Origin of the sequence: Bacillus sp. OK048, assembly GCF_900103525.1 — a bacterium.
Taxonomy (GTDB): Bacteria; Bacillota; Bacilli; order Bacillales; family Cytobacillaceae; genus Neobacillus.
On sequence record NZ_FNHN01000004.1, the window covers coordinates 364,652 to 385,785 of the forward strand.

General features: G+C 35.2%; 26 protein-coding genes. 7 read left to right on the plus strand and 19 right to left on the minus strand.

Annotated features, from left to right (window positions below; genetic code table 11):
* Positions 1 to 6: 6 nt before the first annotated feature.
* From gnd to BLR86_RS26410, 10 genes are all read right to left on the minus strand, one after another.
* Complete coding sequence (gene gnd, locus BLR86_RS10410; RefSeq protein ID WP_090761017.1) at positions 7 to 900, minus strand: phosphogluconate dehydrogenase (NAD(+)-dependent, decarboxylating); 894 nt, start codon at positions 898 to 900, stop codon at positions 7 to 9.
* Between the two features lie 68 nt (positions 901 to 968).
* Positions 969 to 2,492: a glucose-6-phosphate dehydrogenase gene (zwf, locus tag BLR86_RS10415; RefSeq protein ID WP_090761019.1), complete on the minus strand. Its 1,524-nt coding sequence runs from the start codon at positions 2,490 to 2,492 to the stop codon at positions 969 to 971.
* Positions 2,493 to 2,531: 39 nt separating this feature from the next.
* Entirely contained in the window at positions 2,532 to 3,200 is a 669-nt protein-coding gene (gene rpiA, locus BLR86_RS10420; RefSeq protein ID WP_090761021.1) for a ribose-5-phosphate isomerase RpiA, read from the minus strand.
* Positions 3,201 to 3,238: 38 nt separating this feature from the next.
* Positions 3,239 to 3,373: a BA3454 family stress response protein gene (locus BLR86_RS10425; protein ID WP_090761023.1), complete on the minus strand. Its 135-nt coding sequence runs from the start codon at positions 3,371 to 3,373 to the stop codon at positions 3,239 to 3,241.
* A 501-nt stretch (positions 3,374 to 3,874) separates the two neighbouring features.
* Complete coding sequence (locus tag BLR86_RS10430; protein ID WP_090761025.1) at positions 3,875 to 4,495, minus strand: alpha/beta hydrolase; 621 nt, start codon at positions 4,493 to 4,495, stop codon at positions 3,875 to 3,877.
* A gap of 104 nt (positions 4,496 to 4,599) precedes the next feature.
* Positions 4,600 to 5,208, minus strand: a complete 609-nt coding sequence (locus tag BLR86_RS10435; RefSeq protein ID WP_090761028.1) for a flavin reductase family protein — start codon at positions 5,206 to 5,208, stop codon at positions 4,600 to 4,602.
* Between the two features lie 24 nt (positions 5,209 to 5,232).
* Complete coding sequence (locus BLR86_RS10440) at positions 5,233 to 6,171, minus strand: ring-cleaving dioxygenase (RefSeq protein ID WP_090761030.1); 939 nt, start codon at positions 6,169 to 6,171, stop codon at positions 5,233 to 5,235.
* A gap of 114 nt (positions 6,172 to 6,285) precedes the next feature.
* Positions 6,286 to 6,681 carry a transcriptional regulator SpxA gene (spxA, locus tag BLR86_RS10445; protein WP_090761032.1) on the minus strand — a complete coding sequence of 132 codons (396 nt, stop codon included), beginning with the start codon at positions 6,679 to 6,681 and terminating at the stop codon, positions 6,286 to 6,288.
* A gap of 129 nt (positions 6,682 to 6,810) precedes the next feature.
* Complete coding sequence (locus BLR86_RS10450; protein WP_090761034.1) at positions 6,811 to 7,293, minus strand: VOC family protein; 483 nt, start codon at positions 7,291 to 7,293, stop codon at positions 6,811 to 6,813.
* A 210-nt stretch (positions 7,294 to 7,503) separates the two neighbouring features.
* Complete coding sequence (locus tag BLR86_RS26410) at positions 7,504 to 7,668, minus strand: hypothetical protein (RefSeq protein WP_217642376.1); 165 nt, start codon at positions 7,666 to 7,668, stop codon at positions 7,504 to 7,506.
* Positions 7,669 to 7,918: 250 nt separating this feature from the next.
* Here BLR86_RS26410 and BLR86_RS10455 point away from each other — a divergent pair, with 250 nt between their 5' ends.
* From BLR86_RS10455 to BLR86_RS26010, 3 genes are read left to right on the plus strand one after another with little or no spacing between them, the layout of a single operon-like run.
* A complete protein-coding gene (locus BLR86_RS10455; RefSeq protein WP_090761037.1) occupies positions 7,919 to 8,341 on the plus strand; it encodes a MerR family transcriptional regulator in 423 nt (140 codons plus the stop codon).
* Positions 8,342 to 8,381: 40 nt separating this feature from the next.
* A complete protein-coding gene (gene clpP, locus BLR86_RS26795) occupies positions 8,382 to 9,353 on the plus strand; it encodes an ATP-dependent Clp endopeptidase proteolytic subunit ClpP (RefSeq protein WP_302847214.1) in 972 nt (323 codons plus the stop codon).
* Between the two features lie 11 nt (positions 9,354 to 9,364).
* Entirely contained in the window at positions 9,365 to 9,532 is a 168-nt protein-coding gene (locus BLR86_RS26010; RefSeq protein WP_175492843.1) for a hypothetical protein, read from the plus strand.
* 327 nt (positions 9,533 to 9,859) lie between these two features.
* Here BLR86_RS26010 and BLR86_RS10465 read toward each other — a convergent pair whose 3' ends face one another.
* From BLR86_RS10465 to BLR86_RS10475, 3 genes are all read right to left on the minus strand, one after another.
* Positions 9,860 to 10,069, minus strand: a complete 210-nt coding sequence (locus tag BLR86_RS10465; RefSeq protein ID WP_090761039.1) for a hypothetical protein — start codon at positions 10,067 to 10,069, stop codon at positions 9,860 to 9,862.
* 96 nt (positions 10,070 to 10,165) lie between these two features.
* Entirely contained in the window at positions 10,166 to 10,663 is a 498-nt protein-coding gene (locus tag BLR86_RS10470; protein ID WP_090761040.1) for a GNAT family N-acetyltransferase, read from the minus strand.
* Between the two features lie 233 nt (positions 10,664 to 10,896).
* Positions 10,897 to 12,090: a YhgE/Pip domain-containing protein gene (locus tag BLR86_RS10475; protein WP_090761042.1), complete on the minus strand. Its 1,194-nt coding sequence runs from the start codon at positions 12,088 to 12,090 to the stop codon at positions 10,897 to 10,899.
* Between the two features lie 164 nt (positions 12,091 to 12,254).
* Between BLR86_RS10475 and BLR86_RS10480 the strand changes: the two genes are divergently transcribed.
* Positions 12,255 to 12,872: a TetR/AcrR family transcriptional regulator gene (locus BLR86_RS10480; RefSeq protein ID WP_090761044.1), complete on the plus strand. Its 618-nt coding sequence runs from the start codon at positions 12,255 to 12,257 to the stop codon at positions 12,870 to 12,872.
* Positions 12,873 to 12,917: 45 nt separating this feature from the next.
* On the opposite strand, the gene BLR86_RS10485 is transcribed toward BLR86_RS10480, so the two are convergent.
* The 3 genes from BLR86_RS10485 to BLR86_RS10495 form a co-directional block, all read right to left on the minus strand.
* Complete coding sequence (locus BLR86_RS10485; protein WP_139185593.1) at positions 12,918 to 13,589, minus strand: hypothetical protein; 672 nt, start codon at positions 13,587 to 13,589, stop codon at positions 12,918 to 12,920.
* 429 nt (positions 13,590 to 14,018) lie between these two features.
* Positions 14,019 to 14,420, minus strand: a complete 402-nt coding sequence (locus BLR86_RS10490; protein WP_090761048.1) for a hypothetical protein — start codon at positions 14,418 to 14,420, stop codon at positions 14,019 to 14,021.
* Positions 14,421 to 14,562: 142 nt separating this feature from the next.
* Positions 14,563 to 15,183, minus strand: a complete 621-nt coding sequence (locus tag BLR86_RS10495) for an NUDIX hydrolase (RefSeq protein ID WP_090761050.1) — start codon at positions 15,181 to 15,183, stop codon at positions 14,563 to 14,565.
* A gap of 135 nt (positions 15,184 to 15,318) precedes the next feature.
* Here BLR86_RS10495 and BLR86_RS26015 point away from each other — a divergent pair, with 135 nt between their 5' ends.
* Positions 15,319 to 15,465 carry a hypothetical protein gene (locus tag BLR86_RS26015; protein ID WP_175492845.1) on the plus strand — a complete coding sequence of 49 codons (147 nt, stop codon included), beginning with the start codon at positions 15,319 to 15,321 and terminating at the stop codon, positions 15,463 to 15,465.
* A gap of 133 nt (positions 15,466 to 15,598) precedes the next feature.
* On the opposite strand, the gene BLR86_RS10500 is transcribed toward BLR86_RS26015, so the two are convergent.
* A complete protein-coding gene (locus BLR86_RS10500; protein WP_090761051.1) occupies positions 15,599 to 15,799 on the minus strand; it encodes a hypothetical protein in 201 nt (66 codons plus the stop codon).
* Positions 15,800 to 16,093: 294 nt separating this feature from the next.
* Entirely contained in the window at positions 16,094 to 17,536 is a 1,443-nt protein-coding gene (locus tag BLR86_RS10505; protein WP_090761053.1) for a phospholipase D-like domain-containing protein, read from the minus strand.
* Positions 17,537 to 17,984: 448 nt separating this feature from the next.
* Here BLR86_RS10505 and BLR86_RS10510 point away from each other — a divergent pair, with 448 nt between their 5' ends.
* Together BLR86_RS10510 and BLR86_RS10515 are read left to right on the plus strand one after the other, a co-directional pair.
* Entirely contained in the window at positions 17,985 to 18,695 is a 711-nt protein-coding gene (locus BLR86_RS10510) for an urease accessory protein UreH domain-containing protein (RefSeq protein ID WP_090761055.1), read from the plus strand.
* Positions 18,696 to 19,088: 393 nt separating this feature from the next.
* Positions 19,089 to 20,288, plus strand: a complete 1,200-nt coding sequence (locus BLR86_RS10515; RefSeq protein WP_090761057.1) for an MFS transporter — start codon at positions 19,089 to 19,091, stop codon at positions 20,286 to 20,288.
* 111 nt (positions 20,289 to 20,399) lie between these two features.
* Here BLR86_RS10515 and BLR86_RS10520 read toward each other — a convergent pair whose 3' ends face one another.
* Positions 20,400 to 20,876 (minus strand): hypothetical protein, encoded by a 477-nt coding sequence (locus BLR86_RS10520; protein WP_090761058.1) that lies wholly within the window; start codon positions 20,874 to 20,876, stop codon positions 20,400 to 20,402.
* Between the last annotated feature and the right edge of the window lie 258 nt (positions 20,877 to 21,134).

The following is a 21,134-nucleotide window of genomic DNA, read 5'->3' on the forward strand; positions in this document are numbered from 1 at the left end:
CTATTATTAATTCTTTTCGACAGCATGTCCACCAAATTCATTCCGTAAAGCCGCTACAACTTTACCTGTAAAGGTGTCATCCTCTAAAGAACGATAACGCATTAATAATGACATTGCAATAACTGGTGTTGCAGTTTTTAGGTCTAATGCTGCCTCAACTGTCCATTTTCCTTCACCGGAGGAATGCATAATCCCTTTAATTTCTTCCAAATCTGGATATTTTGAGAATGCATTTTCTGTTAATTCCATCAGCCATGAACGAATAACGGATCCATTATTCCAAACTCTTGCAACCTTTTCGTAATCAAAATCAAATTCACTTTTTTCCAGTACTTCAAAGCCTTCTCCTATAGCAGCCATCATGGCATATTCGATTCCATTATGAACCATCTTTAAGAAATGCCCGCTACCTGCTTTACCGGCATATAAGAAGCCATTTTCAACGGCGGTATCTTTGAAAAGAGGTTGTACTACTTCCCAAGCTTCTGGATCGCCACCGATCATATAACAAGCTCCATTTCGAGCCCCTTCCATACCGCCTGAAGTACCCGCATCCATAAATCTCACGCCTATTTCCTTTAACTCATTGTAGCGTTGAATCGATTCTTTATAGTGAGAATTACCTGCTTCAACGACAATATCTCCTTTTTCCAAAAACGGTAAGATTTCACCGATAACGGAATCAACCACAGCATGTGGGACCATAATCCATATAATTCTTGGATGATCTAAAGACTGGATAAGTTCTTTATAACTTGAGACACCAGTTGCGCCATATTGCTTCATATTTTCGACTGCACTTGGATTCACATCAAATGCTACCACCTCGTGATGATGATCCAATAAATTTTGTCCTAAGTTTAATCCCATTTTTCCTAAACCAATAAGTCCTACCTTCATTATGTTCTCCTCCTAAAGGTTAAATATTATTTCTAAAAAATCTTTTGTTTTAATTCCCTGATTGTTGGCTAAACAATTTCCAATTTGTTTAATTGTCTAGTACCTTTCTCCTGATCTTCTTGAAGATTTTCATCGAGCCACCATTTAAAGCCATTTTCTAAAAGTAAAAATTGAGCGGCAGCAGGACCGTAAGAACCTGACTGATATTCATTGAGCGGTACTAGGTTTTCCTCAAAGGCATCTAGAATTGGCTGTACCCATTCCCATGACAATTCAACTTCCTTCCAATGAGCAAAGAAAGTAGAATCTCCGTTACTAGCATCATAAATCAGTCTTTCATATGCTTCAGGGACCCCTAAGCTTATTTGATCATTCGATAAATGTATCCTAACAGGTTCAACTTTACCATTATTCAATGGATTTTTGCTGTTTAATTGTATAGAAATATTTTCATTTGGGTTGATTTCGATGATTAATAAGTTAGGGTTTAATTGATTATTTTTATATGAAAGGTTTTCCTGATTTTTAAATTCAATGACAATTCGTGTAGACTTTTCCTTCATTCTTTTTCCTGTGCGAATGTAAAAGGGTACCCCAGTCCAAGATGGATGATCCAACCACAATCGAGCAGCTACAAAGGTATCCGTTGTGGAAGCAGAAGCTACACCTGGCTCCTCTTTATAGCTAGGAACTTTCTGTCCATTTACTTCTCCTGAAATGTATTGCCCGCGAACAATATCGTAATGAACATCTTCTTTAATGTTGGAACGAAGTGACTCCATGACCTTTCGTTTCTCTCTTCTAATTTCTGCTGCGCTTATTTTTTCAGGTGTATCCATTGCTGTCATCATCAGCATTTGCAGCATATGGTTTTGAACCATATCACGGATTGCTCCAGCCTGATCGTAGTATCCAGCTCTTTTTTCTACCCCAACGGTTTCACTCGCGGTAATTTGAACATTTGCAATATGTTCTTTATTCCACAACGACTGTAGAATTGGGTTTGCAAAAGACAAGGCTTCAAGGTTCTGAACCATGGGTTTGCCTAAGTAGTGGTCAATTCGATAAATTTCCTCTTCCTCAAAGGAACGGCTTAATTTTTCATTAAGTTCCCGTGCAGATTGAAGGTCATGACCAAATGGCTTTTCAATGATTAATCGTTTCCAGCCATCTGTCTGGCCAAGTCCGCTGTTTTTTATGTTTAGGGCAATTGTATCAAAAAATTCAGGTGCCACTGAAAGGTAAAACATACGATTTTGTGATAAATCAAGTTCGTCTTCCCGCTGCTTTACTAATTGAAGTAGTTGCTGATAATCTTCTTTACGGGTGACATCCAATCTACTGTAGCGAAAGTAATCTAAGAATTCCCCCATATTGGCTGCCTCATGTTCAAGGCGTCGTGAAAACTCCAAAATAGAGTTTTTCACTTTTTCTTGAAAATCAAATTGAGAAAGTTCCCCTCTCCCGAGTCCCACTATAGAAATGGACTTTGGTAACTTTTGATCAACGTATAAATTGTATAGAGCTGGGAAAATTTTTCTTTTTGCTAAATCCCCTGTTGCTCCAAATAAGACGAAGGTCATTGATTCCATCATTCTTCCCCCATGTTCGTAATCTATTTTCTCTTTGTTCTATCTTCGGACTTTCGTTACAAGTTTGTTATCAACTATGGTAATAACAGCATCTGCCATTCCAACAAATAAGCCATTATCCACCACACCAGGCAAGAGGTTCAGACTTTTTTCTAATTCTTCTGGCTGGTTAATTTCTTGAAAGCTGCTATCGATAATATAGTTACCGTTGTCAGTAAGAAAAGGGATTCCGCGTCTTTGCCGCAACTTTGGATTACCACCAAGCTCTCGAATATATTTCATGGTCATTTCATATCCAAATGGCACTACTTCAATTGGCAGCGGAAAAGTTCCTAATGTTTCTACATACTTTTTAGAATCTGCAACGACGATAAAAGTTTTCGCTGCCTTCGCAATAATTTTTTCTCTCAAAAGGGCACCGCCTCCCCCTTTTATGAGATGTAACTCTGGGTTCACTTCATCAGCTCCATCAATCGCTACATCAATTTGCTCAATCTCACGGAACGAAACAAGTGGGATACCGAGCTCTATCGCTAATTTTTCTGTCTGTTTAGAGGTAGGGACTCCTTTTATGGAAAGTCCTTGCTGGACCAATTCACCGAGTTTAGAAATGAAATAATATACGGTAGAACCTGTACCTAGTCCAACGATCATTCCATCTTTTATATACTCTACAGCTTTTTCTCCAACTTCTGTTTTTTCAATCAAGAATTTATCCCCTTTCAACTAAAGATGAAATCCTCTGATTAATTTGTCCATTGTCTTGTAACTTGTTCCCTTGCCATCTGTAAAATTTGTCTATTCGGTGTGTCTTTATTTACAATGACATTTGTTAGATAATTTTTTCCTTTGTACTTTAGCTTTACAGTTACTTCAATCATTAAACTCACCTCTTGAAGATTTTTGATATTTATTTTATCTTTCTCACAACTTTTGTCAATTGGTTATTTATTTTACATGAGTTACTTTATGTAACCATAATATATCTTTCCTCTAATAATCGTCAAGTAAAATATCTCGAATTAAAGATACTATTTTTTTAAAGTTATGGCTGTGTTACATGATACTGTTGATTTTATAACCTGTTGATTTGAGCGGAAGGCACGAGACTCCTGCGGGACTAGCAGGTCAGGGTGAGACCCCGGAGGCGCGCAGCGGCGAGGAGGCTCACCGACCGCCCGCGGAAAGCGAAGTGCCTGGAGCTCAAATCAACAGCCCAGTTTAACACAGCCAAGGTTATAAAAAAAAGCACGCCATCCTAAATTGGATAAGGTGCATTTGGGCTTCAATCAAGAAAAGTGGTCAATACAATTTGAGAATTTTAAGTATTTCTATATATTAAAAAACTAATCGAATAGTTCCGATTAGCTTTTTAATTTGATTTAGATTTTATTGATCATAAAATGTTGTCGATACCAAGTTGCAGCCGCTTCTACTTCTTGAATGGTTAATTGATGGCCTTTATTTTCCCAATGGAATTCTACCTTCGCATTTGCCTTTTCTAATAAAGACTGAAGCTCTGTCGATTCCATAGGAGAACAAATGGGGTCATTTGAGCCCGCTGCTATAAATGCTGATTTTCCTGTTAAATCAGGAAGGTCCATTCCTTTTCGAGGCACCATAGGATGATGAAGAATCGCACCCTTTAATGCATGTTGATAGTGGAATAATAAACTAGCAGCAATATTTGCTCCATTTGAGTAACCGATCGCAAGAATATTATCGCGGTCAAAATCATACTTTTGGGCGGCTTCATCTAGAAACTCGTTTAATTCTTTTGTTCGAAAAATAAGATCTTCCTCATCAAAGATACCTTCTGCTAATCTGCGAAAAAACCGGGGCATGCCATTTTCTAATACATTCCCACGAACACTTAGTACATTTGCCTCATCATCAATCATTCCTGCAAGTGGTAATAGGTCTAATTCATTTCCTCCTGTTCCATGCAGCATAAGAAAGGTTGGCTTTGCTGGGTTTTTTCCCTTATTGAATATATGTTTCATTATTTTTCTCCCTCCGGAACGCGAACCTCAACACGAGGTAAGGTCTATTCTAATTTTACTTTCATATGACCAAAAGGAATAGAATTCCGCTAAAGTGATCGAGATCATTTAGGTCGTTCTATTTCAAAAATCTCACCAACCTTGGCGTAATTATTCCCTGCCAATCGGCTTACAGCTGCTAAACCATTAGGATCAATTCTTCCCTTTTCATAGATGTCATTTTCAATATGAAACTGCACAATTCTCCCGATAATAAGATCACATCCCGGTGCATCCGAACCGCCCAATTCAATGGAATGCTCCAATGTGCATTCCATTCGAATTTTAGCTTCTTTCACACCTGGTACTGAAATTTTCACACTTTCTACAGGTGTTAACTTAGCTAACTCGATCTCACTCTCATTTGGAGGAAGACTTGCAGCTGTTTGGTTGATTTTTTCAACATTCTGCTCATCTACAATGTGAATCACAAATTCTTTGGACTCGATAATATTTCTCGCTGTATCTTTTTGCTGCCCCTTGCTTCGCTGAATTGATAACGAAATCATTGGTGGATTTGACGAAACAATATTAAAATAACTAAAAGGTGCACCATTTAAAATTCCATCTTTCGAAACTGTGGTAACAAATGCTATCGGTCTTGGAATAATACTGCCGATTAGAAACTTATAATTTTCTCTTTCAGACAATGAGGCTGGATCGATTGAAAGCAAAGAAATCATTCCCTTTCATAAAAATTAGTCTAATTCTCTTACTTTAAATGATAGCAACCCTTGTTCAATTTGTCTTCTGTGTGGCTCATACTGCGCAGGCAGCATTAATTTCTCTCCCATTGTCGCTACGGATTCATCATGGGCAAAGCCAGGAGGATCTGTGGCAATTTCAAATAAGATTTCTCCGTGTTCTCTAAAATAAATCGCATTAAAATAGTTTCGATCCTGTACTGGAGTGACGCCATATCCATTGGCAGCAACATGCCTTTGCCATTCTAATTGATCCTCGTCATCACTGGCACGCCAAGCGATATGATGCACGGTTCCCACACCCATTTGCCCGCGTCCAACCGGAGTTAATTTTAGATCAATGACATTTCCGATATCAGCTGAAGAACGGAAACGTGCAAATTCCCCTTCTTTCGCTAGAAGTTCAAGGCCCATAACATTTTCTAATAAATCTGCCGTTTTATTAGGCTGTGATGAAAATAAAATGGCACCGCCAAACCCTTTAATGGCAACATCCGATGTTACCCCACCAAAGTTCCAAGTATTATTTTCGCCTTCTTCACGTTCAACAATTTCAAGGTGAAGACCATGTGGATCATCAAATTGCAAATATTGTTCGCCAAATCTTTCTGACTTAGTAAAAGGGATTTTGAATTTTTCTAGTCTATTTTCCCAAAACTCCAGAGCACCTTTCGGAACCACATAGGAGGTTACACCTACCTGACCACCACCGATTTTCCCTTGGCGAGCTCCTGCCCAAGGGAAGAATGTGATGATGGTACCAGGTTTTCCTCCTCCATCTCCGAAATAGAGGTGATACGTGCCAGGATCATCAAAGTTTACCGTTTGTTTCACTAAGCGCAACCCTAGAACACCTGCATAAAAATCAACATTTTCCTGTGGATGCCCTACAATCGCAGTAATATGGTGAATCCCCATTGTTTTCTTACTCACTTTGATGCACTCCTTTTAAAATTATCGATACTATTGATAAACTAAGATTCCCTACTTCGAGATTTTCACAATACATTTTTATCTCGATTTCGAGACATTAGTCAAATTTTTTTTTTAACTAATATAGCTATGAACTTCATCAAGTTGGAACACACGCATCTTACGAGGTAGGAAGCTTCGTATTTCTTCCTCATTAAAGCCAACTTGTAATCTTTTTTCATCTAACATTAAAGGTCTTTTTAATATCCCTGGGTTTTCATTTATAATTGAATACAGTTCACGAAGTGAAAGTGAATCGATATTAACATCTAACTTTTGAAAAGCTTTTGACTTGGTAGAGATAATCTCATCTGTACCATCTTCAGTAAAGTGAAGGATGTTCTTGATTTCATCGATTGTAAGCTTTTCAGATAAAATATTTCTTTCTTTGTATGGTATCTGATGTTCCTGAAACCAAGCTTTTGCCCTTCGACATGAAGTGCAACTAGGTGATACAAATAATGTAACCATTTCGCCACTCCCTTTAAATGCTATAGTAAGTTACAATTTTCATCGTATGTCAAATATCTCAAATTAAATTATCTTGAATTGAAGATATATTTATTATAAATCATCCACACCAATTGTCAACATCTTTCATTAAAAAGTCTTTCTTGAAGCCTCTTTACTACTAACTAAATTCTCCCAGTCCTCAAATGACAACTTTTCCGTATTATGTTTTAATTCATTTGGAACTTCAACATAACACATCAGTTCTAGGCTATTTCCATCTGGATCATCAAAATATATCGAAGCATTTCCTTGATTTGGTCTTACAAAAGGCTCAATCGATGTTCTTTTTCCAAAAGGTACAGGCTCAACTTGGATGGATTCAAGCCACTTTACTGACTCCTTTAAATCCTCATATGTGACTCGAAAAGCAATATGTCTTAGAGAAGGGTGGTATGGGGTTTGGTACTCCTTACCTTCCCACAATCCTAGCCAACTTTTCCCTTCTTCTATCCAAAAGAACACGGTGTCTTCATCACGCCAAGCTAACTTCAATCCTAATTTACGGTAAAATCCAATTGAAACTTCTAAGTTTTTTACAGGTAAATGTGCTTCATATAGCCCCTTTATCATTTCTCCCATCCTTTGTTTGTAGAATTTATTTATGAACTGAAAATATTTTTTAAAAGAATCTCTTCATCACCAATCCAATCCCGTTAGTAAAAAGCGTCTCCACTTATTGTTGAAAAGCACCCGTTTGCTTACGTTCACTTTTAGATTTTTTCCTTGATACAAATAAATTGTATAACTATTTAAGCTTCTTGGTTTGGAGAAACCCTAATTTCACCTTTTGATAATCCAAATTCTTCGAAGTTTATCTATTGTTTCTTCTACATCTCCACTCGATGAACTCCAACTAATATTTGCTTCTGTTAATTGCGTTTGTTGATTTTGCAAACCAATTTCTAATTGTAAATGAGCAGTAGGAACACCAACAAAATAAGTCACTCCTTATTTTGTTGCCACAAAACCTTAAAAACTTCACTTCTTATTCAACTCTACTACGGTGTTAGCTCAATATTTATATCAATACTAACACAATATTCCGGTAATATTTTCACAAAAAAGAACAAGGCAATCATGAATAAATTATTAACAATATATTTTGCATATTTGTTTTATATTTCTTTCCATTACACTATAATGTAACTGTAACAGTTAACTGTTACACTTATTGGAAAGGAGGTTCGCTCTTAAAATGAATTTCTATACAGCTCAGGAAATTACAGACATCTTAATAAAAGAAGGAGCTGACATTAACCTACGGACCGTTCGCTATTATACGCAGCTTGAGTTGATACCAACACTTGAATTGCATGGCAACAAAAGAGTCTATACTGACGAACACTTACATTACTTTAGGGCTGTGCTAACATTAAGCAAAACGGGTGAGACATTAGCCAGTATCAAAAAAACACTATCTACCCTTTCTATTGAGGAAATAAAAGGGATTGCGGAACAGTTTTCCTTTTTGGACTCTCAGAGAATTGTTCAACAACAGTTGCACATGGTTAATGAAGATATTTATATTACAATCAACAAGCACCTGTCAGCCGACGTTAGGCAAAAAGTGATTGATTCTGTCACGAATGTACTAAAAGGAAGTAATCATGATAATTAATTTAGCTCTATCAAAACAGCAGATAGAAAATGAAGAAGGAATGACTCACCTCTGTATTAGTCTTGCTCCCCTTCCTCAACAGGTCATTAATCAACTTCAGATAGACATTCTTCTACCAGAGGGATTACATAGAGTTGCTAACTTAAACGGATTTGCTGAAGAGAATAATTTGATTCTTGTTAAGAACCTTACAGAACCTCTAGAAATACTAGTAGAAATCTTTACTGAACATAAGCTGAATGAACAAGAGGTAGAAATTGTGGTTATTTCCACCTACACTGACAATGAACAGGTACTTCAATGTGTAAAAAACCATATCAATTTACAACTCGTGGAACCAGAAGACATTACGTGCCATTCCTTTAATCAAGAAGTTGCATCAATAATTTTGAATATATCGGAACGTCAATCATCTCAAGGAGGAGAAAAAATGAATCTTATCCCTTATGTTGTTGAACAAACGAGTCGAGGAGAACGATCTTATGACATCTACTCTCGATTACTAAAAGATAGAATCATCATGCTAACAGGTGAGATCAATGATCAAGTAGCCAACAGTATTGTTGCGCAGTTGTTATTCCTTGATTCCGAATCTCCTGAAAAAGATATATCTATCTATATTAATTCACCGGGAGGTTCCATAACAGCTGGTTTAGCTATCTATGATACGATGCAACTGATTAAAGCACCTGTAAGCACATTATGTATAGGTATGGCTGCTTCAATGGGGGCGTTTTTACTGGCGGGAGGAGAAAAAGGAAAACGATACTCCCTTCCTAATAGCGAAATAATGATTCATCAGCCTCTGGGAGGGGCAAGAGGTCAAGCAACAGAGATTGAGATTAGCGCAAAACGCATCTTACGACTTAGAGACCACTTAAACACGATTCTATCTGAACGCACAGGCCAGACTAAAGAAAAAATAGAAAGAGACACAGAACGAGACAACTTCTTAACTGCTGAAAAAGCGTTAGCTTATGGATTAATCGATAAAATTTTAACTCATCATTAGGAGTGATTTGTATGGATTTATTAAAGACCTTTACCGTTGAATATGAACTCACTGGGGTCATTTTTTATCAACAAATTCAGGCCAAGGATATTGAAGAAGCGAAAATAAGGGTTAGGCAACAACAATCTACAGCATACATACGAGCAGTTACTTTGTTTAATGATGAGAAAATTACTTAACTAGAGAGGAGAGGCTACATTGCCCTCCTCTTTGCTTTTAAAACAGAAAATCAAGTTATTCATTTCTATTTGTCTAGGAAGCAATGATGTGAACAGAGAATCTGTTAATTATTTTTTTTTTGAATCTAACAAGTGCTTATTTCAACGTCTCGAAAGTCGAACTTCCTTGAGAACTCAAGTAAAATAGCAAAATCCCTGCTATGGCTAAGATAAAAGATAACCGTCCATATTTTCCCTTCAAAGTATCTTCATCCCCTAATTTAATTTATTTAATATTTCCGAACATAAAGATTAATTTATTTAGTATAGCATAAATCCTTGCTCACTTTATTGATTAGGATTTATTGTCTTTTTAAGAATAAAAAGTTCTCTAATAAACGCACCTACACACAATGAACTTCCAATAACCACAATTAACGATACAACCCTAACAAAGTTGAATGGGGAAAAAACAATTTGTAAACTGCCCGATATAATTGAAATTCCAAACAAAATACATCCCATTATAAGCTGCTTTTTTACTTTCTTCTCTTGCATCTTTTATCTCCCTTTTATTAAAAATACATGCCCGTTAGCGGAACAAAGGAAACCTGTGAAACAGCTAGAACTGTTCATATTTAGCATCTGTTAATTTTATAAAATTTTAGACATATAGTATTCATCGACAAAATTTCCTTCAATGTAAAGCGAATGCTTTTTTGTTCCTTCAATATCAAAGCCCATTTTTTTATATAACCGTAATCCAGCTTCATTACGGGTTACCACAGTTAATTCTAATCGATGAACATTCTGGTCCTTTGCCCACTTTTCTAATTGTTCAAATAGCTTTGTTCCTACCCCAAGCCCACGATACTGAATTAGGATACCGATAACAAGGTATACAGAATGTTGGTTTCTTTTGGCATTGCCACCTATCGCAATAAGATATCCGATTAATTGATTCTCTTCCTCTGCAATAAGAATCGTCGAATTCTCCGATTTTCTCATTACCTCTATTCTTTTTACCTGCTCCTCTGGAGTAATTCTTCTTTCTCCTGATTCGAAAAGCATAAATTTAGATTCATTTTCAACTTGCTTAATTAAATTTACAAATCTTTCAGCATCAGCAAGTTTTATTTCTCTGATTAACATTTGTGTCCCCCTATTCAAAATGTAACAATACTATACAACAATCCTCTTATTGCAAAAACCTGTTCGTTAGATCAATACCTAATGTTTTCATTTCTTCGATCAAGGCAATAATTCCTCTAATATACCGAATATGGATGTGTATTTAATATACGGTGTGACATATGACTCAAACGATTTGTTTACAAACATTTACTAAAACAAGCCGTTCCCATTTGGAAACGGCTTGTTTATTGTTATATCTCTAATTTTCCGGTTTGTGTTTTCTCTTTTAGTGAATTAAGTTTCAAAGCAGAAGCTAGTATGATTACCATACTTACTACTCCAATCCATACAAGGGTAGTTAAAGGTGAACTCCAAGTTAGTCCCTTTCCGAAGAAGAACAATTCACGTAAACCTTCTATCATAAAACGCATTGGCAACCAAGAATAAATCCAATCTCGATAAAATGGGGAGATCATTTCTGGAGCCATCGCAAGCAATGGTGCACCAAAGAATAACATCAAGGCAAAAACAGCGATACTTCTAATTCCTAACAACGATAGTACAGCTAAAATCATTAGGAAAAAGCTAAAGGCTGTAATCGTTAGAAATAAAGCTGTATCGGTAAATTGTGGAATATTTAATCCTACCATTCCATCTGCTAACCACGTTAATCCAAATCCGATTACAAGTGAAACAATTGCCCCCATAAGAATTTGTACTACCTTTGTAGCAAGGTTCTCTTTTCGATTAGCAATTGGTAATTTGCTAACAGAAATAAAGATAATAGCTGCACTAGCTAAGCTTGCAATCCATAGTGGCTGGAATAAGGAAATAGGAGAATTGCCGTTAGCACTATTAGTACCAATTTCATTCACATTAGTAACTGTTTTTGTAATAGGAGTTGCTAAGCTTGCAGCTTGTTTTGCTGTTAGGGTTGCTCCTTGTTTTTCAAAACCATCAAGGAGTTGTTTACGGACATTGTTGTTCATATTGTCAACTATCCCATTCAATACCTGTCCTGCCATTGTTGAAGCTGCTGTATTCATTCCCTGATTGATAAATATTTGAACTTCAGGGGAAAAAGGTTCTGGTGTCCTTAATGATGCCTGTTTAGCACTGAAATCTTTCGGAATGACCAATGTTGCATAATATTTTTGGTTATCCATTCCTTTTTGTGCATCTTCTGCTGATTTTACTTTAACCCATTTCACAGCAGGGTCTTCATCTTTTGTTGCTTTAGAATTTTTTTGCATCATTTCAACAATCGTTTGACCCATATTCATTTTTGGCTGATTAGGAATTTCCACTCCTTCATCCTCATTTACGATTGCAATTGGCAGATTTTTCGGTTGTGGCTGGACCGATGGGAATAATGTAAGTGAGAAAATAAAAATAACAGCCAATGCAATGATTGGTGAAACTAATAACAGTTTGTTTTTGAACATATTTTAGCCCCCTTATTTTTTTGTTATAATAATAAACAACCTGTTGTTTATTTAAATAAATTTTATAATTGAATCCTTCTCTGTTCAATAATCAAAAATGTAAGTTGTGTTGCTTAAGGAACACCTTTAATAAATGTGTTGGATAAAATTAAGGAGGAAGTAGCTTGCGGGAAAGGAATACGGATTTACGGGTTATTCGGACAAAAGAGTCCATCCGAGATGCACTAGTTGAATTAATTGATGAAAAAGGTTTCGAAGCCATTACCGTTAAAGACATAACTACCAGAGCAAGGATTAATCGAGGAACATTTTATACACACTATCAGGACAAATTTGATTTAATGACAAAGTGCGAAGAAGAAATTATCTTTGATATCTCTAGAATGGCAAAACAAAATTTTCCAAGTGTTATTGCCGAACTTGAAACTAACTCACCGACCTTAGCACCTTTTCCCCTAGTAGTTGCAATTTTTGAGTATTTAAATGAGAATAGTGGATTCATGAGAGCTGTGTTAGGTCCAAAAGGAGATTTATCATTTCAAACAAGGCTGAAGGATTTCATGTGGAAAACAATGTTCGGAAATAGCCCAGATGCACTATTAAAGGAGGAAAGTTTACTTGTTCCAGGACAATATTTAGCTTCTTACATTGCTTCTGCACATATAGGAGTAATTCAACAATGGTTGGATAGTGGCAGGAAAGAATCTCCTCAAGAAATGGCTCGAATTCTATCAACTATAACAGTTAATGGACCCTTCTTTGCTGCTGGGTTAAAAAAATAAATTAGAAAAGGGACAGTACCAAAAAAATTAGGTACTGTCCCTTGGCTAGGCTTCGCTAAAAGCAACAGATTCAGCTTTATACATTTTCCCATCCCAATGATACTTAACTTTTAGGGTGCCAATACTTGCTTCTGGAATAGATACAAATACCGTTGTATAACCATAGAGATCACCACTTTCAGGCTTATAATCTTCTATCGAGCCTACTCCAGGACGGTCAACAGGTGTGTAGTAACCAAATTTTAAATAGTCCACTAAATATTTCTTTTTACCAATTTGGATAGCAATTTCATTGCCGTTATGTTCCATCTTTACAAATCGTTTGACTGCATCATTGATGGATTCAACTGGCACTTCTTCATATCTGCGATAAGGGTCATGGACTTGATTCAAAACATGAATTTCTTTTGTGGATACTCCAGAACCAGCACCAGAAATCAATGCGACTATAATATCTTTTAGTCCATCGCTATTAATATCTTCATAAAATAATTTAGGGGCAAACTTGGAATTATACCAATTTGGAAAGTTATATAATAATTCACCACCAACACTGTCGACTCCACCGCCGACTTGAACAGTAAAGTTTTTAGTAGCCATACTATCTGCCTTATCTGCAATTAAAAAAATGTTTTCATACCATAGATCAGATATGATGTGCGATGTAACAACCCTCTGAACCGCATAAGCTTTTCCTGTATGACAAACTAAAATCATTAATAATAGGCATAAACAGTATTTTCTAATTTTATTCACTCCTTTTTATTTAAACTTCCCCAAAAGAAGTGAATAATAGATATCTTGTACGACATAACTATTAAAATTTCTTAAGTATCTAACCTGCGCGTTAGAGCAACAAGAAAAGACCGCCACAGCGACCTTGATCTTAACTCTTGCACCAGATAGTTTAACAAGAGATATTTAACTAAAAATGTAAATTTATTTAATCTTATGTTTGTTTAGCCTATATCCAACAATAACTTGATATATTCCAAAAAGTAGACATAGAATCACAATAGCTATCCAATTGTATTCGTGTGGAACAAAAAAATATACGAAGGCTAAAGCAATTAGATAAACTATATAGCCAATATTGAATGCTTTTTTAAAACTCATAAAATCTCCTCCCATATTCTAAAATAACGACTATTCCTTAGTAATGCTATTAATTATGATAAAACCTGCTATCATAGCACCAAAACTAAACGCTGGTTTTGTATAGGTAAGCAAATTGGGAATCGGATACGAAAGGGGGAAAAACCAATAAAATGAAATATAAATCATAGGTAATGCTACAAACACAATCTTATAAAAATTAATTCTCCATCGTCCCGTTTTATTAAATTCCTTTAAAATATTGGGGATTCCAAGATATATACCAATTGGGAAATACATTAAAATAATAAGGATTTGCCAAGGATAGATTCTATACGTCTCATTAATCAATTTAATAAAATGTGAATTTATGTTGCTGATTAATACTAATAATAAAATAAAGCCCACCGAGTAAGTTAAGTACCCTAAAACCCTTTTATCATTTAATTTCAATTCAATCCCTCCTCTCACCATTTTAACTGAATTTTCCAATAACTGTACCATGCATTTGAACTAAACTGCAACGTAACTAGAATAAGAAAAACGATCCTTCGCTATTGAAGAATCGCACCCGATACTTGAAGAAGAGTTACTTCTATTTAATCTGGTCATTTATTTTTTGGATAATTGATTTATAAAATGAAATTTGATGTGGCACGAATTTATCCCTTCCCACATATTCTTCAATCAAGGTCTTATTGCCATCATTTATTCCAAATCCCTTGATTTCAATTGTTTCTCTTTCACCTAACCAAAGTTCTGTAAAGTCGTTAAATTCTGCTTTCACAATACCAGAAACTTCTTCTGCTTGAAGTGTAAAGCTTTCTAATGTATTCTCACAAATATATAAAAAAACATTTGCTATTTCCTTATCAATAAAATTTCCATTAATTACACAATAATCAATTACTCCTAATGGTAGTAATTCTTCAAAAAGAACATCAATTCCTATTTCTTCTTTTATTTCTCTTACACCATCTTTAACTGTTTCATCAGCCAATAAATGCCCAGCAGCAGTAATATCCAAAAGATTGGGATAGTCTTTTTTTGTATTACTACGGAGTTGTAAATGAAGATAATTAGTTCCATTTTCTTTACTAATAAACCAACAATGAAAAGCCTCGTGCCAATATCCAAGTCTATGTACTTCTTCACGAGAAGCAACGCCTATCTGATTCCTGTTTTCATCAAAAATTTTTAATTGTTCATTTTCCATACAGTATTTCTCCTTTAAGAAATAATTCACCTTATATCTCATACAACCCTTTGTTAAAAGCGTTATAAATATTAAATTTCCTTAACCATTTTATTTTCAAGGGAATGTTTGGACATATTATCCTTAGGTGGTGATATGGTGGCTGACAAAAAGAAAACTTCCGAACACTTAGAAGGATACCGGAAATTAGACAGATTCAAAAACGATCGACATGATGCTAATGCTAGGGCAGCAGTGACTCCTGGACCAGAAACCCCAAGAATCAATACAGATAATCTTTAGTGAGTTAAGTATTCAAATATGTAAAATAGCATACCGAATAACAAACTAATACGATACTTATCAACGCTTGGGTTTATATCCAAGCGTTATTAATTCTAAATGCTGTTATTTCACTCTAGCTCCAATATGTGAATTACTCTTTCTCTGTAATAAACCACCCATCAGGTTTTTTTTCTATATGAAAAACATCTTCATTGAATTTTTTTCTCAGTTCTTTATATTCTTCATTTTCAATTTTAACCTGTGTTACTCTGATTTTCTTTAGTGTAATTTCCGGTTTCTTCATTTCAAAAATCAGGTTTTTAATGATAAAAAAAGTCCTTTGACGTTTCATACTCTCCACTTCCTTCCTTTTATATCTCTTATATTAAGAATTAATCAAAAATGAAACTATAATATCATTGTAAATGGTTTAAAAAAAAACAAAAGCCCTTCTGGTGAGAGGGGCTTAAATTTATTTGTATATTTTTTAGAATTAAGTATACCTGCCTATTTGGACTGACCGCCTGATTATACTTCATTTTTATATCTGGGTAGGTAGTAAGTTCCATTCCACGTTCATGTTAAACCAAATCAAAATAAAGATAGCTGTATTTACTATATCTATCTGTGTTTATGGAGTGGAGCCTTATAATAAATACTGGAATAAACCCGTTATATAGGATAGTCCTTTTATACTGAATGATTTAACCCAACTTACTTTACCTGGTTTTAAGTTTGGGTCCTCTATATACGATTCATTCTTTGCTACCTTTAAGCTCTTTTTAAAATACTGGTTCATTTCCTTTTCGAGACTTTCGGTAAATTCCACGCTATCAATGACGACCATGGACTCTGTATTTAAAAACGTCGACCTGGAATCCATATTAAAAGCTCCAATGGCACTGAATCGATCATCGAAGATAAATGTTTTGGCATGAATAGAGTCCGGCCCCTGATATTCCCATATATTCAAACCCCTTTTTACCATCCCGTTAATATGTTTAATATGTCCTGAATAGGCCACAACATTGGCTGACGATGCTAACGAGTTCGTTAAAATAGTTACCTTTTCAGGAGGTACTTGTAAAGTATCCATATAAGGAAGCATAGGTTTCGTTGGAATAACATACGGGCTTTGGATGACTATGGACTTTTTCGAATTCTTCATGAGATTTGTTAAATCATACCAAGCCCAAGGTTCTTTATTAAATCTTTGTATAGGATTATGAATAAAGGTGATTTTTTTAGTAGGAAGGGACATTTTCACCCAATCATAATAATTATTGAATATTTTTTTATCCGTTTTTCTCAAGTTTACAAGATTCTGTTTTAATTGTTGATTGGCTTCTTTTGCTTTCTTTTGTTGGCGTGAGGATAGCTTATCAAAAGTAATCTTTGTAATGGGATGGTCCCAGACTTGATTAAAGTAGCCTTCCATTTGATTCAAAACACTGCCTTCCTTTGTCTTGGGATCCGTATTAACTATCAGAACATCTCGGTCATTCGTAGGGGATTTTTCACCTTCTTGAATAAAATAACGATTCCCGATATTTCTGCCGCCGATAACTGCATACTTATTATCGATAATAAGTAATTTATCATGGAGTCGATTATTCCATGTCCAAGGCAGTAAAGGATTTAATGGTTCATAAAATTTCATTTCGATATTAGGATGATTGATTAAGGCATATTGAACATCTTTTAGACTAAATCTAAAACCATGGAAAATTCCATCCAAAAGGATCCTTACCTTTACACCACGATCGGCTGCATCCAAAATCATTCCGAATAATAAATCGGTAATATATCCTTTATGAATCGCATAATAGGCGACATCAATAGACTCCTGTGCATTTTCCATTAAGTTAACACGGGCAAGACCTGAAAACATTTTTTCTTCCAGTAGAATCACGCGATCCTGTGACGCCTCTTTTCCATAGAATCTTTCCACTTTATGCTGTTCCTTATAGGTGCTACTAACCTGCGGATGTTTATCTTTAAAAATAACAATGCCGAATATGGTAATATACATTAAATAAAAAATAAGAATAATCATAACCGCTCTCGTAACCTTTTTTATCGAATTCACCTCCGTTCTAACACCTGTAAATCCATCTTAGCTGTTAATAGTTTGTTCAATATTTTTTACAATATGAAATAACAAAGGAATAAACAACAATAAGTTAAGATAGGTATGGAAAAAGTCACCTCCCATTCCAAATTCATATGCAACTAACCTGATCCGTTAATCCAACAAGAAAAGCGCAAGCGCCCTCGGACCAAGCTAAAGTACAGCTTGGTCCTGCGATGATTATTCAAAGGTGCTTTCCTTAGTGGGCAGCGGTGTATGGCCCCATTTAGTTGACTAAGGAGATTAGCATCATTATTTTCTCTAAAAAAACTACTGGAATACTTATCTTTAGATTCTTTATTTTTACTAAATTGGTATTAACAATTAGTTGGATTAATACATTATAATGTTCCTTAATTAAAATTTTGAATCTAATTAAATATCAAATGAGCTTAGGGGGTTTATTATGGAGATAGGTTTTCTATCAATTCTTGCATTGGGATTTGTCCTGGGTATTAAACACGCAATCGAGCCAGATCATGTAATTGCTGTTTCGACTATTGCAACTCAAAGTAAAAAATTACTCAGATCTACATTAGCAGGAGTTTTCTGGGGGATTGGACATACTGCAACATTATTTATTATTGGAATTATCCTGATTCTAATGAAAGGAGAAATACCAGAAAAGTGGGCAATGTCTTTAGAATTTTTAGTAGGAATCATGCTTGTTTATCTTGGTTCAACGACGATACTTTCTTTAAAGAACTTGCATGTACATGATCATGAAGGAGAAGAGCATATACACGTCCATTCCCATATGCATGACGGACAACATAAGTACATACATCAACATAAAAATGTTTCATATGGTAAATCCATGTTCATTGGCTTAGTGCATGGACTCGCTGGCAGTGGAGCAATGATCCTATTAACGATGAGTTCAGTTAAGAGTGTTTGGGAAGCTGCTATTTATATCCTAATATTTGGTGTAGGAACAGTTATTGGAATGCTCTTTTTTACAACAATTATTGGAATTCCATTTGTTTTTAGTGCCCAAAAACTTAGGTTGAATAAAACTCTTACCCAAGTTACTGGAGTCATTAGTGTGGGTTTTGGGATATATTATATGTACAACTTAGGTATAACAGAAGGATTGTTTAAACTTTGGATACAGTAGTCTGCTCTGTCATTCTATATTTAGAATGACTTTTTTATTTATTCGCGACTAAAGAGTCAGTTTATCATATCCTGACTATGTTTATTTAACATAATTCAATGGTATGAGTATAAAAAAGGATCTTCGTTTGGAAGATCCTTTTTAGCTATTTGCTCAATAAAATAGCCCAAGTACTGGTATCAATCAGAAAGGCGATCCTTTCGTTATGTTGTCAAATTATCCAACAATTGCCCTGTTATTTGAATAAAGAAAAAGCAATTTCTTTTATTGATAACAACTCTAAATATTTTTTAAAAATATGTGAAGAATAAACTTGTCACGATTTAAATGCACTTTTCACGTATAAATCATCACTATTTTTAGAAATAGCCTTGAAAGGCGGTCTTATATACCATGGGTAAAATAAAAGTTAAACTATGGACAAACCAATATGTAATTATTATTTTATTGTCTTTAGTAATGTTCGCTTCTTTTTATATAATTACAGCAGGTTTCCCAATTTTCGTATCAACCATAAGTAAGAATCCTGCGATTGCAGGAATCATGACTACGACCTTAATGACAGCATCACTAGTTACGCGCTTCTTTGCAAGTGTAATTATCCAAAAAGTTAATATGAAATTACTTCTCATCATTTCCCTTCTTTATTTTTTAGGCACAATTGCACTTACTTTTGTAAACGACTCGATCGGATTTTTAATATTCATTAGAGCACTACAAGGTATTGGATTTAGTATGCTAACGATTTTAGTCTTTACGATATCAAGTAATATTGTTCCTAAATCTCGATTAGGTGAGGGCATTGTTTTTTTCGCAATGTCTACAAGCGTTGGGACAACAATGGGGCCACTAATTGCAATTTCTTATCTTGCACATTATTCATTCCGGTCCATGATGATGTTAACTCTAGGGCTTATGACTTTTTCATTAGTGTGCAGTTTTTTCACAAAAAATACGGTTAAAAAAGAAAAGGAACGTCCACAGGCAACAAATAATGAACCTTTCTATAAGTACATGTTCGATAAGCGTGTCCTTCTTCCAAGTATTTTGGTAGCGCTCAATTATATGGCGATTGCAGGAACAGTTAACTTCATGGGGGCGTTTGGTAAAGAGATCCATGTTGGAGGAAGAATTTCACAGTTTTTTATCGCACAGGGGATTGCAATGGTATTAGTTCGGGCATTCTCTGGTAAAATTTTCGATAGATTCGGTCATAGAATTCTTATTATACCAGCCGCCATTTCAGGAGCGGGAGGTTTGATTCTTTTAGGATTTTCTACTAGTATGGTGATGGTTTTGGTTTCAGGGGCATTATTCGGAATCGCTTATGCCATCATCCATCCAATTATCCAAGCTTGGGCATTAACTCTTGTTCCACCTGAGAAAAAAGCAACAGCCAATTCTATGCTTCTTATTTTTATTGATTTTGGTTTGGCCATTGGATCAATAGGACTTGGATTCTTAGCAAAAAGTGTTGGGTATGGCAAGACTTTTAGTTATTCTGCAGCTTTTATGATTGTTATTTTGTTATTGTATCTAATTGGGAGCAAGAAATCGGGAACATTAGAAGCTCATAAGGAAAAATCATCCTGAACGAAACATACTAGCATACGGCTGGATAAACCATAATAATTTGGGCTGTACCATGGTCACCATTGCTTTTAGGACAGCCCTTTCCCAATAGTTGAAGATGGGATATGGTGTTTATTTTTTGTTTAAATATATAACATCATCACTTCTTACCACTTGAAAAGTTGAATTATCCTCCGCATTAAGCACGGAAGCAGAAGTTACTCCCTTTTCATTTTCACTTGAAAAATAAATGCCATATCCATTGTTTTCGGGGTATCCATACACATAACAAACTACTTTACCCTCCTTCAAAAATACAATCTGGTTCATTCCCTCACTTACCGTTTCACTGATATGATCCCATTTATATCCAACTGTTTCATATATCCTGTCTTTTGTTGTATATGGGTCAAAGGAATAAGCTAGATCCCATTCAAATGGGGTTATTTCAGTTAATTTTACCGTTTCAACAGATTGTTCGATGGATAACACTTCTTCTTTCAATAAATCTGCATTAACTTCCAACAAATCTTTCTTTAATAAATTGATTAAAACAACCATAGATAAAATAATAATAGCCACTATCGCTAATGTTTTTTTGGTTTTCATATCAATTTCCTCCCTTCACTTATTAAATTTTTCTGCACCGATTAGCACAATAAGCGACTGTTCTTATTCACCAATCGCTACCCGTTAGCTTAAGTACATATCTTCACAAAGTAACCTTTTGTTGATGAAGAATAATTCCTTCACTTTATTTAACAAACCTGCAACGTTACTTCAATAAGAAAAATGCGTCTCCACTTATTGTAGAAACGCACCCGTTAACGGAACTAAAACGGCAGGCTTTGAAAAAGCGAAATGGTT

Bases quoted from the DNA above. Each gene is read 5' to 3' on its own strand.
- gnd (WP_090761017.1), bottom strand. From the start codon at position 900: ATGAAGGTAGGACTTATTGGTTTAGGAAAAATGGGATTAAACTTAGGA.
- zwf (WP_090761019.1), bottom strand. From the start codon at position 2,492: ATGGAATCAATGACCTTCGTCTTATTTGGAGCAACAGGGGATTTAGCA.
- BLR86_RS10425 (WP_090761023.1), bottom strand. From the start codon at position 3,373: ATGATTGAAGTAACTGTAAAGCTAAAGTACAAAGGAAAAAATTATCTA.
- BLR86_RS10430 (WP_090761025.1), bottom strand. From the start codon at position 4,495: ATGAAACATATATTCAATAAGGGAAAAAACCCAGCAAAGCCAACCTTT.
- spxA (WP_090761032.1), bottom strand. From the start codon at position 6,681: ATGGTTACATTATTTGTATCACCTAGTTGCACTTCATGTCGAAGGGCA.
- BLR86_RS10450 (WP_090761034.1), bottom strand. From the start codon at position 7,293: ATGATAAAGGGGCTATATGAAGCACATTTACCTGTAAAAAACTTAGAA.
- BLR86_RS10455 (WP_090761037.1), top strand. From the start codon at position 7,919: ATGAATTTCTATACAGCTCAGGAAATTACAGACATCTTAATAAAAGAA.
- clpP (WP_302847214.1), top strand. From the start codon at position 8,382: ATGACTCACCTCTGTATTAGTCTTGCTCCCCTTCCTCAACAGGTCATT.
- BLR86_RS26010 (WP_175492843.1), top strand. From the start codon at position 9,365: ATGGATTTATTAAAGACCTTTACCGTTGAATATGAACTCACTGGGGTC.
- BLR86_RS10465 (WP_090761039.1), bottom strand. From the start codon at position 10,069: ATGCAAGAGAAGAAAGTAAAAAAGCAGCTTATAATGGGATGTATTTTG.
- BLR86_RS10470 (WP_090761040.1), bottom strand. From the start codon at position 10,663: ATGTTAATCAGAGAAATAAAACTTGCTGATGCTGAAAGATTTGTAAAT.
- BLR86_RS10475 (WP_090761042.1), bottom strand. From the start codon at position 12,090: ATGTTCAAAAACAAACTGTTATTAGTTTCACCAATCATTGCATTGGCT.
- BLR86_RS10485 (WP_139185593.1), bottom strand. From the start codon at position 13,589: ATGATTTTAGTTTGTCATACAGGAAAAGCTTATGCGGTTCAGAGGGTT.
- BLR86_RS10495 (WP_090761050.1), bottom strand. From the start codon at position 15,183: ATGGAAAATGAACAATTAAAAATTTTTGATGAAAACAGGAATCAGATA.
- BLR86_RS26015 (WP_175492845.1), top strand. From the start codon at position 15,319: ATGGTGGCTGACAAAAAGAAAACTTCCGAACACTTAGAAGGATACCGG.
- BLR86_RS10500 (WP_090761051.1), bottom strand. From the start codon at position 15,799: ATGAAACGTCAAAGGACTTTTTTTATCATTAAAAACCTGATTTTTGAA.
- BLR86_RS10510 (WP_090761055.1), top strand. From the start codon at position 17,985: ATGGAGATAGGTTTTCTATCAATTCTTGCATTGGGATTTGTCCTGGGT.
- BLR86_RS10515 (WP_090761057.1), top strand. From the start codon at position 19,089: ATGGGTAAAATAAAAGTTAAACTATGGACAAACCAATATGTAATTATT.
- BLR86_RS10520 (WP_090761058.1), bottom strand. From the start codon at position 20,876: ATGAAAACCAAAAAAACATTAGCGATAGTGGCTATTATTATTTTATCT.